The sequence below is a fragment of the Deinococcus planocerae genome (assembly GCF_002869765.1).
GTDB classification, from domain to species: domain Bacteria; phylum Deinococcota; class Deinococci; order Deinococcales; family Deinococcaceae; genus Deinococcus; species Deinococcus planocerae.
In genome coordinates, this window is record NZ_PNOR01000006.1 from 132,648 (window position 1) to 143,943 (window position 11,296).

At 67.4% G+C, this 11,296-nt stretch carries 14 protein-coding genes; 12 read left to right on the top strand and 2 right to left on the bottom strand.

The window, feature by feature from the left end; genetic code table 11:
- Positions 1 to 21: 21 nt before the first annotated feature.
- From A7B18_RS05190 to prmC, 3 genes are all read left to right on the top strand, one after another.
- Positions 22 to 615 carry a peptidylprolyl isomerase gene (locus tag A7B18_RS05190; protein WP_102125618.1) on the top strand — a complete coding sequence of 198 codons (594 nt, stop codon included), beginning with the start codon at positions 22 to 24 and terminating at the stop codon, positions 613 to 615.
- Between the two features lie 158 nt (positions 616 to 773).
- A complete protein-coding gene (locus tag A7B18_RS05195; protein ID WP_102125619.1) occupies positions 774 to 1,355 on the top strand; it encodes a Jag family protein in 582 nt (193 codons plus the stop codon).
- Between the two features lie 86 nt (positions 1,356 to 1,441).
- On the top strand, positions 1,442 to 2,290 hold the full coding sequence (gene prmC / locus A7B18_RS05200; RefSeq protein ID WP_102125620.1) for a peptide chain release factor N(5)-glutamine methyltransferase: 849 nt from the start codon (positions 1,442 to 1,444) through the stop codon (positions 2,288 to 2,290).
- Positions 2,291 to 2,293: 3 nt separating this feature from the next.
- Here the strand turns inward: prmC and ribH are convergent, their stop codons facing one another.
- Positions 2,294 to 2,767 carry a 6,7-dimethyl-8-ribityllumazine synthase gene (gene ribH / locus A7B18_RS05205; protein WP_102125648.1) on the bottom strand — a complete coding sequence of 158 codons (474 nt, stop codon included), beginning with the start codon at positions 2,765 to 2,767 and terminating at the stop codon, positions 2,294 to 2,296.
- Positions 2,768 to 3,074: 307 nt separating this feature from the next.
- Here ribH and purC point away from each other — a divergent pair, with 307 nt between their 5' ends.
- The 6 genes from purC to purL all read left to right on the top strand — a co-directional run bounded on the left by purC (position 3,075) and on the right by purL (position 7,894).
- Positions 3,075 to 3,791 carry a phosphoribosylaminoimidazolesuccinocarboxamide synthase gene (gene purC / locus A7B18_RS05210; RefSeq protein WP_102125621.1) on the top strand — a complete coding sequence of 239 codons (717 nt, stop codon included), beginning with the start codon at positions 3,075 to 3,077 and terminating at the stop codon, positions 3,789 to 3,791.
- 90 nt (positions 3,792 to 3,881) lie between these two features.
- Positions 3,882 to 4,148: a phosphoribosylformylglycinamidine synthase subunit PurS gene (gene purS, locus A7B18_RS05215; RefSeq protein WP_102125622.1), complete on the top strand. Its 267-nt coding sequence runs from the start codon at positions 3,882 to 3,884 to the stop codon at positions 4,146 to 4,148.
- A complete protein-coding gene (locus tag A7B18_RS05220; RefSeq protein ID WP_102125623.1) occupies positions 4,145 to 4,516 on the top strand; it encodes a cupin domain-containing protein in 372 nt (123 codons plus the stop codon). The genes purS and A7B18_RS05220 overlap by 4 nt, the downstream gene beginning before the upstream one ends.
- Entirely contained in the window at positions 4,513 to 5,181 is a 669-nt protein-coding gene (purQ, locus tag A7B18_RS05225; protein ID WP_180970025.1) for a phosphoribosylformylglycinamidine synthase subunit PurQ, read from the top strand. The genes A7B18_RS05220 and purQ overlap by 4 nt, the downstream gene beginning before the upstream one ends.
- Positions 5,178 to 5,651: a DinB family protein gene (locus A7B18_RS05230; RefSeq protein WP_102125625.1), complete on the top strand. Its 474-nt coding sequence runs from the start codon at positions 5,178 to 5,180 to the stop codon at positions 5,649 to 5,651. Before purQ ends, A7B18_RS05230 begins: the two co-directional genes overlap by 4 nt.
- Positions 5,648 to 7,894 (top strand): phosphoribosylformylglycinamidine synthase subunit PurL, encoded by a 2,247-nt coding sequence (purL, locus tag A7B18_RS05235; protein WP_102125626.1) that lies wholly within the window; start codon positions 5,648 to 5,650, stop codon positions 7,892 to 7,894. Before A7B18_RS05230 ends, purL begins: the two co-directional genes overlap by 4 nt.
- 113 nt (positions 7,895 to 8,007) lie before the next feature.
- Here the strand turns inward: purL and A7B18_RS05240 are convergent, their stop codons facing one another.
- Positions 8,008 to 8,364 (bottom strand): endonuclease domain-containing protein, encoded by a 357-nt coding sequence (locus tag A7B18_RS05240; protein WP_102125627.1) that lies wholly within the window; start codon positions 8,362 to 8,364, stop codon positions 8,008 to 8,010.
- 124 nt (positions 8,365 to 8,488) lie between these two features.
- Here A7B18_RS05240 and purF point away from each other — a divergent pair, with 124 nt between their 5' ends.
- Genes purF through A7B18_RS05255 form a run of 3 tightly spaced genes read left to right on the top strand, consistent with a single transcriptional unit; the run spans position 8,489 to position 10,586 of the window.
- Positions 8,489 to 9,907, top strand: a complete 1,419-nt coding sequence (gene purF / locus A7B18_RS05245) for an amidophosphoribosyltransferase (RefSeq protein ID WP_102125628.1) — start codon at positions 8,489 to 8,491, stop codon at positions 9,905 to 9,907.
- Positions 9,908 to 9,948: 41 nt separating this feature from the next.
- Entirely contained in the window at positions 9,949 to 10,221 is a 273-nt protein-coding gene (locus tag A7B18_RS05250; protein WP_102125629.1) for a BrnT family toxin, read from the top strand.
- 5 nt (positions 10,222 to 10,226) lie between these two features.
- Positions 10,227 to 10,586, top strand: a complete 360-nt coding sequence (locus tag A7B18_RS05255; protein ID WP_102125630.1) for a hypothetical protein — start codon at positions 10,227 to 10,229, stop codon at positions 10,584 to 10,586.
- Positions 10,587 to 11,296: the final 710 nt, after the last annotated feature.

Below are 11,296 nucleotides of genomic sequence, written 5' to 3' on the forward strand. Positions count from 1 at the left end.
TCCCCCGTTACAATGCCCCCCATGACCTCCCAGGACGCCTACCAGCCCCAAGGCTTCACCCCGACGCCCGAACTGTCGAGCGAGCGCAAGACCCAGTTCCGGCAGGCGCCCGAGCTCGGTGACGGCATCGACCCCGGCAAGGACTACCGGGCCGTGCTGGAGACGAGCAAGGGGCGCATCGTGGTGGAACTCTTCGCGGACGACGCGCCCGCAACCGTCAACTCCTTCGCGTACCTGATCCGCCACCACTACTACGACGGAATCAAGTTCCACCGCGTGATCGACGGCTTCATGGCGCAGGGCGGCGACCCGACGGGGACGGGCACGGGTGGCCCCGGCTACAAGTTCGACGACGAGATCAACGACCGGCGCCACAGCGGCAAGGGCATCCTGAGCATGGCGAACGCGGGCACCCAGATGGGCCGGGGGACCAACGGCTCGCAGTTTTTCATCACCTTCACCGCCACGCCGCACCTCGACGGGCGGCACACCGTCTTCGGGCGCGTGGTGGAGGGGCTGGACGTGCTCGACCGCCTGACCCGCATCCAGCCCGGAATGCCCGGCACGCCCGACGTGATCGAGCGGGCGTACCTGGTGGAGCGGCCCCAGGAGTAAGCACCGGACTGGAGGGCGAAGGCTCCCCGCGCGGGCCTTCGCCCTTCTCCTTGGGCTGGGGCAGGATATGTGGCGCAGGCATCTGTCTGCCGGAGGTTGCCGTGCCTTAACGCTGGGCGGTGGGAAAGGCGTGAGAGGGGCGGGATAGACTGTTGAGCATGGATAACCGCACGAACCTCGACGACTACCTCGCGGGGCTGGGGATCGCGGGCGCGGACGACGTGGCTCCGCCGCCCCCCGCGCCAGACGCGCCCCAGGCCGCCCCCGCCCTGGAGGCCGCGCACGAGGACCCCCGCGCGGTGCTGGAGCGCTTCCTCCGGGGCCTGGTCAGCCGCATCGACCCCGACCTCTCCGTCTCCGTGCGCGAGGCCGAAGACGCCCTGGAGGCCGAGATCACCGGGGAGAACGCCGCCCGGCTGGCGGGGCGCGACGGGCGGACCCTGGGGGCCATCGAGGTGATCGCCTACACGGTGCTCGCCAAGCAGGCGGGGAGAGGCGACCTGCGGGTGCGGGTGGACGTGGGCGGCTTCCGCAGGCGCCAGGCCGACACCCTCTCCAAGCTCGCCGAGCGGCTGGCCGTGCAGGTCGCCAAGAGCGGCGAGCCCCACGAACTCCAGCCCATGCCCCCCGCCGAGCGCCGCGTGATTCACATCGCCCTCAAGGAGCACCCCGACGTGATGAGCGAGTCGATTGGGGAGGGAGCGGCGCGGCGGCTGGTGATCAAACCGCGGCACGGGTAGGGGCCAGGCGCCAGTTGGCGCCAGCGAGGCGTTGGCGTGATTCACCCCCACCCAACCTCCCCCCTCAAGGGGGAGGAGTAAAAAAGATGTCCCAGACTCTTCCACCCCCCACCCTTCGCGCCTGGCTGCTCCACGCCGCCCGCCTTCTGCGTGAGGCGGGTGTGCCGTCTCCTGAGGCCGACGCGCGGGCGCTCGTGCTGCATACGCTTGGGCTGAGTGCGTCGGCGCTCCTCACGCGGGGCGGGGAGGTGGTTCCGGAGGCGGAGGCGGGGCGGCTGGCGGAGGTGATCGAACGGCGCGCGACCCGCATTCCCCTCCAGCACCTGCTCGGCGAGGTGGAGTGGGGTGGGGTGCGGCTGAAGACGGACGCCCGCGCGCTCGTGCCCCGCCCCGAAACCGAGTGGCTGCTCCACCTCGCGTTGGAGGCATTGCGCCCCGCCTTTGCCCCGCGTGTCCTCGATGTGGGGACGGGGACGGGGGCGCTCGCGCTGGGCGTGGGGGCGGCCAGGCCGGACGCGACCGTCACGGCGACCGACCTCAGTCTTGGGGCGCTGACCCTCGCCCGGGAGAACGCGGCGCTGAACGGGCTGGACGTGACCTTCGTGGAGGGGAGCCTCCATGCGGGCCTGCCCGGCCCCTTCGACCTGATCGTGAGCAACCCGCCCTATCTGCCCGAGAGCGACCGGGCGCAGGCCGACCCGGAGGTGGGCCACGACCCGGACCTCGCCCTGTACGCGGGAGTGGACGGGCTGGCGGTGGCGCGACCGCTGGCGGCGCAGGCTGGACAGGCCCTCGCCCCCGGAGGCGCGCTGCTCCTCGAACTCGACCCGCGCAACGCCGCCCCCTTCGCCGCCGAGCTGCGGGCGGAAGGTTGGCGGGCCGAGGTGCTGCCCGACCTCACCGGGCGGGAGCGGTTCGTGCGGGCGCGGCGCTGAGGCTCAGCCGTCCAGCGGAAGCTGGCGCAACAGGTTCACGGTCTCGATCATCGCGAGCACCGCCTCGCCGCCCTTGTTTCCGGCCTTGGTGCCCGCACGCTCGACGGCCTGCTCGATGGTGTCGGTGGTGAGCACACCGAAGGCGATGGGCACGCCCGTATGCAGCATGGAGTTCAGGATGCCGTTCGTGGCCGCGCCCGCCACGAAGTCGTAGTGGTCGGTCGCGCCCCGGATCACGGCGCCCAGGCACACCACGGCGTCGTAGCGCCCGGACTCGGCGAGGCGGCGGGCGACGAAGGGCACCTCGAAGCTGCCGGGCACGAGGTAGTGGTCGAGGTCGGCGCTGTCCCCGCCGTGCTGTACGAAGGCGGTCTCGGCGCCCTCCACGAGGCGGTCCACGATGAAGTGGTTCCAGCGGGTGCTGACGACGGCGAACTTGAGGCCGGTGGCGATGAGCGTGGCTTCGATGCGGTTCACGGGGGCCATTGTGCCGTCTGGGGCGCGCGGGCGGTGTCACCCGGCTTGAACGACCTCGCGGCCTCCCCGCCGCCGGGGTGTTAAGGTGCGGTACGGCGACCGGACCACGGTTGCACGGCCCCTGGGGCCGTCTCCCCCACGCACCACGTCCACCCGCGTCCTGCGAGACGCCCCGCGTGCCCCCACCGTGCCGCGGTAAGCCCGCCCGAGAGGCGGCGATGGAGACCCGCATGACCACCCCCGCGAGCCCCGAGCGTCGCCCCGAACGAGTTGACGTGGCGCCGGTTCTACTCTCCCCGGAGCCCAGATGAAGCGCGAGCCCCTGTACGAGGGCAAGGCCAAACGGGTTTACGCCACGGACGACCCCCACGAGTACATCGTCGAGTACAAGGACGACGCGACCGCCTTCAACGGGGTCAAGCGGGCCCAGATTCTCGGCAAGGGGGCGGTGAACAACGCGATCACCGCCCACCTCTTCCCCCGACTGGAGGCGGCAGGTATCCCGACCCACTTCATCGAGAGGCTGTCGGACACCGAGCAGCGCGTGCGGGCCGTGACCATCGTGCCCGTCGAGGTCATCGTGCGGAACGTGGCGGCGGGCAGCTTTTCGGGGAGGCTCGGCGTGGAGGAGGGCACGCCCCTCGCCCGCCCGGTCGTCGAGTACTGCTACAAGTCGGACGCGCTGGGCGATCCCCTCATCAACACCGACACGGCGATTGCCCTCGGCTGGGCGCGCGAAGGAGAGTTGAGCCGCATCCGCGAATTGGCGCAGAGGGTGCGGGACTTCCTGACCCCCTACTTCGCCGCGCGGGGCATCCGCCTGATCGACTTCAAGCTGGAGTTTGGCAGGACGCACGACGGGCAAATTGTCCTCGCCGACGAGATCAGCCCCGACACCTGCCGCTTCTGGGACGCCGAGACAGGCGAGAAGCTCGACAAGGACCGCTTCCGCCGCGACCTGGGCGGGGTGGAGGAGGCGTACGCGGAGATGCTCAGGCGCGTCACCGCACCCGCGGAAGGCTGAAGGCAGAAAGCAGAAGGCTCCGCGAGCTTTTGCATCAGCCGCCCTCTTCTTGCCATCTGCCATCCGCCTTCTGCAACACGGAGTGTCCCCATGCCCACCTACCACGCCAAAGTCTTCGTCACCCTCAAGCCCTCCATCCTCGACCCGCAGGGGCGCACCGTCGAGCGGGCGCTGTCGCACCTCGACCACACGAACGTGACGGGCGTGCGGGTCGGCAAGTACATCGAACTCACGCTGGAGGGCGAACGCCCAACCGTTGAGGCGCAGCTTTCAAACATCGTAGGAAGCGTGCTGAGTAACCCCATCATGGAGGAGGCGCGCTGGGAGCTTGAGCAGGCCGAGCCGGTGGGCGCATGAGCACGCCGGGGAAGGTCAGCCTGGAGGACAAATTCGGCCTCTTCACCGATCACTGGTCGCCCAAGATCGTCGGCGAGCTCAACGGCCAGCAGGTCAAGCTCGCCAAGATCAGCGGCGAGTTCGTCTGGCACGCCCACGAACACGAGGACGAGCTGTTTCTGGTCACGCGCGGCACGCTGCTGATGCGCTTCCGAGACGGCGAGCAGCGGATCGGCGTCGGTGAATTCATCATCGTGCCGCGCGGCGTGGAGCACCAGCCGGTCGCCGAGACCGGGGAGGTCTGGATGCTCCTGTTCGAGCCATCCTCCACCGTGAACACCGGCACCGCGGGCGGCGAGCGCACCGTGACCGAACTGGAGCGCCTGTGAGGGTCGCCGTCATCCAGTTCCCCGGCTCCAACTGCGACGCGGACGCCCTGCACGCCACGCGGCTGACCCTCGACCCGGACGCGCGGTTCGTGTGGCATACGGAAGGCGGCCTTCCCACCGGGACCGACCTCGCGCTGCTGCCGGGCGGCTTTTCCTACGGCGACCACCTCCGAAGTGGGGCCATCGCCGCGCGCAGCCCGATCATGGCCGCGGTGAAAGAGCACGCCGAGCGCGGCGGCTACGTGCTGGGCATCTGTAACGGCTTTCAGGTGCTCACCGAGGCGGGCCTCCTCCCCGGCGCGCTGAGCCGCAACCGCGAGGTGCACTTCCTGTGCAGGCCGGTCCACCTGCGCGTGGAGAACGCGGGGACGGCCTACACGAACGCTTACGAGAGAGGCCAGGTCATCGAAATCCCCATCGCGCACGGCGAGGGCAACTACTACGCCGACCCGGGGACGGTCGCCCGGCTGGAGGACGAGGGCCGGGTCGTCTTCCGCTACGTGGACAACCCCAACGGCTCGCTGAACGACATCGCGGGGATCGTGAACGAGCGCGGCAACGTCCTGGGCATGATGCCCCACCCCGAGCGGGCGGTCGAGGCGTTGCTGGGCAGCGAGGACGGGCGCGGGATTTTCGAGAGCCTGGCAACAGTGGTGGTGAAGTGAACGAACTCAAGCAATTCCTGATCGAGCAGTACGGGGCGGAGTTGGGCGCCTTCCGCGCGGCCCTAGAGAGCATCCCCGCCGAGGGGTTCGGCACCGCGACGGTGGGGCACTCTCCCGCCTGGCACGCCCTCCACGTCGCCGAGTGGCTGCGGCTGGCCGTGCTGAACGACCGCTCGCCATCCTACGCGCACCTGGGCTGGGAGGACCGGGAGTGGGTAGGGACGCTCAGCGGCGAGCCCGCCCACCGGGAGAGCGCGGGGAAAGCCGTGATCCTCGCTCACCTGGACGAGGTGACGGAGCGCGTGCTGTCCTTCATCCACAACCTCAACGCCGCCGATCTGCAAGCCCCCTCCTTCTCCCCGAGTGCGCCGGGGGGCCAGCGCCCGCGCCTTCAAGGAATCGGGATGCACCTGCGGCACGTCGCCTACCACCGGGGACAGATTCAACTCGGCAAGAAGGAACGGGCATGACTCAGGTTCAATCCCTCCGTGACCGCGCTTCCACCTTTGGTCTCACCGAAGGGGAATACGACCTCCTCGTCTCGGGCATCGGGCGGGAGCCGAACGCGCTGGAGGCGGCCATCGTCGGCGCGATGTGGTCGGAGCACTGCGGGTACAAGAACTCGCGGCCCCTCTTTACCGCCTTTCCCACTACGGGGCCGCAGGTTCTCCAGGGCCCCGGCGAGAACGCGGGCGTGGTGGACATCGGCGAAGGGTGGGGGGTGGCCTTCAAGATGGAGAGCCACAACCACCCGTCCGCCGTGGAACCCGTGCAGGGGGCGGCGACGGGCGTGGGCGGCATCCTGCGCGACATCTTCGCGATGGGGGCGCGGCCCTTCGCGGTGCTCGACTCCCTCAGATTCGGCAACCCCGACTCGCCCCGCACCCGCTTCCTGGTGAACGGCGTGGTAGAGGGCATCTCGCACTACGGCAACGCCATCGGGGTGCCCACCGTAGGCGGTGAGGTGACGTTCCATCCCTCTTACCAGGAGAATCCGCTCGTCAACGTGATGGCCCTCGGCTTACTCCGTCACGAGGACTTGGCGAAGGGGACGATGGGCGCGGTGGGGAACCAAATCGTCTACGTCGGCTCCAAGACCGGGCGCGACGGGCTGGGCGGCGCGGTGTTCGCCTCCGCCGACCTCTCGGACGCCTCCCAGGCCGACCGCCCCGCCGTGCAGGTGGGCGACCCCTTCATGGAGAAGCTGCTGCTGGAGGCCACGCTGGAGGCGATAGGGGCGGGTCTCGTCGCGGGCGTGCAGGACATGGGCGCGGCGGGCCTCGTCTCCTCGACCTGCGAGATGGCGTACCGGGCGGGGCTGGGGATCACCATGAACCTCGACCTCGTGCCCACCCGCGAGACGGGCATGGTGCCGATGGAACTGTGCCTCAGCGAGTCGCAGGAACGCATGATCCTGGTGCCGGTGCCGGGGCGCGAAGGGGAACTGCTGGACCTCCTCGCCAAGTGGGAACTCGACGTGGTGACCATCGGCGGGGTGGAGGCCCACGACCGCTACCGCCTGACTTCGCGCGGCGAGGTGGTCTGCGACCTGCCCGTCGCCCTGCTCAACGAGGCGCCCAAGTACACGCGGGAGGGCGTGGAATCCGAGGAGATCAAAGCCAAGCGGGGGCGCGACCTCAGTGGCGTGCCCGTGCCCGGCGACCTCGGGGCGGTGCTGGTGGAGTTGCTCTCGCACCCCACGATTGCCAGCAAGCGGCCCATCTTCGAGCGGTACGACCATCAGGTCATGACGAACACGGTGGTCGCCCCCGGTGCCGCCGACGCCGCCGTGCTGAGGATCAAGGATTCGGGGCTGGGGGTAGCCGCCACCTCCGACTGCAACCCGCGCTTCGTGTACCTCGACCCCTACCTGGGGGCCGCCGCCGCCGTCGCCGAGGCCGCGCGCAACCTCGCCTGCGTGGGGGCGACGCCGCTGGCGATCACGGACAACCTCAACTTCGGGAACCCGCAGAGGCCGGACGTGTACTTCCAGCTTCAGCGGGCCGTACAGGGGATCGCGGACGCCTGCCGCGCGCTGAATACGCCGGTCACCGGGGGCAACGTCAGCCTTTACAACCAATACGTGGAGGAGGGCCGCACCGTCGCCATCCACCCCACCCCGACGATTGGCATGGTGGGCGTGCTGCCCGACGTGACGAGGCGGGCCAGCCTCGCGCTGAAGGAGGGGCCGCACAGCCTCTACCTGCTGGGCCGCCACGCGGAAAGCATTGGGGCGAGTCAGTACCTGGAGATGATTCACGGGCTGGAGGCGGGGGAGGTGCCGCCCCTCGACCTCGACCTCGAATCGCGTGTCATCGCCGGAACGCTCGCCCTAATTCGAGCGGGCCTGACGGATACCGCGCACGACTGCTCGGAGGGCGGATTGGCCGTGGCATTGGCAGAGATGGCGATTGCGGGCGGGCGGGGCGTGAAGGTGACGCTCGCCGCGCCTGAGGGAGTCCGCCCCGACGCCCTTCTGTTTGGCGAAGCGCACAGCCGCGTCGTGGTGGCCGTCCAGGTCGGGCACGAGGACGAGGCGCAGCGGTTGTTGGATGAGATGAGCGTGCCTTACGTGGTGATCGGCGAGAGCCTGCCTAGCTCGGGGGGGGAAAGCGTCGCCATCTCGGTGTCGGGGGCGAACGTACACTTGAGCGTGAATCTTGGGACGCTGAGGAATGCTTATACGACGCCGCTTCGGGGGATTTTGGGGTGAAGCGGGTTGGTGGTGCTCTGGGTTGGGAACGAGGGGCGCTGGTGGGGCGCTTCGTTCCCCCCCTCTGCTGCGCAGCTCTACGAGTCCCAGCCTCCCCTACAAGGGGGGAGGGGTTAAAGGCGCTCGCTCAGTGCCGTGCAGATGCGTTCAAGGACGCCTTCCAGATTGCCCCTGACCTCGGTGTTCCAGAAGCGCAGGACGTGGAACCCATCGACTTGCAGGGCTGCGTCTCGCACTCGATCAGCTTCGCTGTTCAGGTGCTGGCTCCCGTCGAGCTCAACAACGAGCCGTGCTGGATAGCACACGAAATCCACCACGTACCGTCCGACAGGCTCCTGGCGACGAAAGCTGACACCCAGCCCCGCACTCCTCAACCTTGCCCAGAGCATCCGTTCTTCGGAGGTCAGGTTCCGGCGCAGCGTGCGTGCCACCTCGGTACTGACGCTCTCACGCGGCAAACGATACGGCATACCCGAATCTACCCACCCTCATCTTTTTGCTCCTCCCCCCTTGTAGGGGAGGCTGGGACTCGTAGAGCTGCGCAGCAGAGGGGGGGTACGCGACGTGCTGCCCACCCCTCCAAAGGACCCCACCATGCTCTTTGACCCCGCCACCGACAAACCGCAGGACGAGTGCGGCGTCTTCGGGCTGTACTCGCCCGAGCCGAACGACCTCGCCTGGCTGACGTACCTCGGCCTCTTCGCCCTGCAACACCGGGGGCAGGAGGCGGCGGGGATGTGCATCTCGGACGGTGAGAAGTTCCACGTGGACAAGGACCTGGGGCTGGTGACGCAGGTGTTCGACGAGCGGCGGCTCGACGGCCTGCGGCTCGCCAATGCCCGGGTCAGCATCGGGCACGTGCGCTACTCCACGACGGGCTCGAACCTGCGTTTCAACGCCCAGCCGCTCACCACCCGCACGAACAAGGGCATCCTGGGCCTGGCGCACAATGGCAACTTCGTGAACGCCCGCGAGGTGCGCAGCGCGATGCTGATGGAGGGCGCCCTCTTCCAGACCACGAACGACTCGGAGGTCATGCTTAACCTGATCGCCCGCGAGAGTCACATGGACCTCGTGGAGGCGACCGCCGCCGCCATGCGGAAACTCCGGGGCGGGTACGCCTGCGTGCTGATGAGCCGCACCCAGCTCCTCGGCTTCCGCGACCCACACGGAGTCCGGCCCCTGGTGATCGGGCAGCGGGACGACGGGGCCTACGTGCTGGCCTCCGAGCCGTGCGCCCTGTACGCGGTGGGGGCGCGGCTGGTGCGGGACGTGCAGCCGGGCGAACTGGTGTGGATGGACCGGGGCGGCCTGCACTCGCTGATGGTGGAGCCGGGGCGGCCCACGCCCTGCGCCTTCGAGTGGATCTACTTCGCGCGCAGCGACGGTGAGCTGGACGGGGTGGACACCCACGCGAGCCGCATCCGCATGGGCGAGAGGCTGGCCCGCGAGCGCCCCGTAGAGGCTGACATCGTGGTGCCCGTGCCCGACTCCGGGATCGGGGCGGCCATCGGGTACGCGCGGGAGAGCGGCATTCCCTTCGACTACGGCCTGTACAAGAACCCCTACGCGGGCCGGACCTTCATCGCCCCCACCCAGGAGGCGCGCGAGCTGAAGGTCAAGATGAAGCTCTCGCCCACCAGCGCCGTGCGGGGCCAAAGGGTCGTGCTGGTGGACGACTCCATCGTGCGCGGCACCACCAGCCGCCAGATCGTGAACCTGCTGCGCGAGGCGGGGGCGCGGGAGGTCCACTTCCGGGTGAGCAGCCCGCCTATCAAGCACCCGTGCTTCTACGGCATCGACACCGCCGCCCGCAAGGAACTCGTCGCCAGCACCCACACAGGTGAGGAGATTCGGGAGCTGATCGGCGCCGACACCCTCGCCTTCATCAGCGAGCGGGGCTTGAGGGAAGCCGTGGGCGGCCCCGGCCTGTGCCTGGCGTGCTTCAACGGCGAGTACCCGGCGGGAACGCCGCTCCTCAACGACGTGGACAAGCTGGCGCTGGAAGTGTAGACGGTCACTTTTACGAAAGCGTATACACTGGGTCCCAGCCGATGGAATTCGACTGGGACTTTGCCAATCTGGAGCACATCGCCCGCCACAAGGTCGAACCGGAGGAGGCGGAAGAGGCCCTGCGTGATCCTGCCGTCCTCGAAACTCCCGCCCACCGGGGGCCGCTCGGGCAACGGCGTTACGGCATCATTGGGGCCACCGAAGCGGGCCGTGTCCTCGTCATCTTCTATGAGTTGAGAGGCGAGAGAATCCGAGTTGTGACCGTCCGTGCCGCCACACCCGAGGAGCGCACGCGCTACTACACCGAGGAGTGAAGCCCATGACCAGCACCGAACAGGAACTGCCCGCCGTCAACTCCAGCGCCGAGATTCCCGAGTTTGCCACCGAGGAAGAGTTCATCGAGTTCTGGCAGACACACAGCATCGGTCCTGGCCTGATCGAAGCAGGGCGCAATGACCCCGAGGTCTGGGAGGTGCTGAACCGCATCGCTCCCCGCCAGCGGCCCCGGCAACCGCGCCAGCCCAAAGCCACCCACGTCACCACCCTGCGCCTGGACGAGGACATGGAAAAGCGGCTCAAGCACGTTGCCGAGTTGAAGAAGGTGCCGTACCAGACGCTGCTCAAGCAGTTCGTGGGCGAGCGGCTGTATGAGGAGGAGAAGCGATTGGGGGTAATTTAGATGTAGCAGCCTATTAAATCGTTAAGTGTATAGTTCTCAATTTGTCTCTCATAATATCGGCCCTAATTTTACCCATCGCCGAATGAACTATTTGCCTATCAAGCAAGAAATGAGCTTCTACGTCCGACCTGATTCCTTGCGGCCAAGGCCAGCCATAGTTTTGATCTATATAAGACCCTATTTCACTTATCGTGTCTACAGATGGCATAGAGCGGACGATCCTAAGCGCTTCCTTAACTACAGCAATGGTTGGGGCGTCGTTTCTTGAGTACGCTTCTATTATCTGGTCCTCTTCAAGGCCAAGATTAAAGGCGTTTCTTATAGAATCTATTATTTCAGATGTAGCAATAGGATTGCTCTCATCCTCCCTATACACAAAGTCATATTTAAACGACAAATGCTTTATTTTGCGCAATCTATCGTTCAGCGACCTAATATATGAGGAAATGACCTCAGTGCCGTCCTTGACTAAAGCATACACCATTCCATCACTTCTACTAGTCTTAAACTCCTCCAAATCAGACGATTGCACCACAACTGAATCCCTGACCGTAAATCGATACTGTCCTTTAAACTCCTGCGCTAGAGGCTGCCAAGAACACGGTTGAACTTTCGGGTAAGAGTCTGGGCAGGGCAGAATGCGGGGGTGACCCGGCGAGGCTACCCCAGCGACGTGGACGACGACACGTACCTCTTCCTACTGCCATATC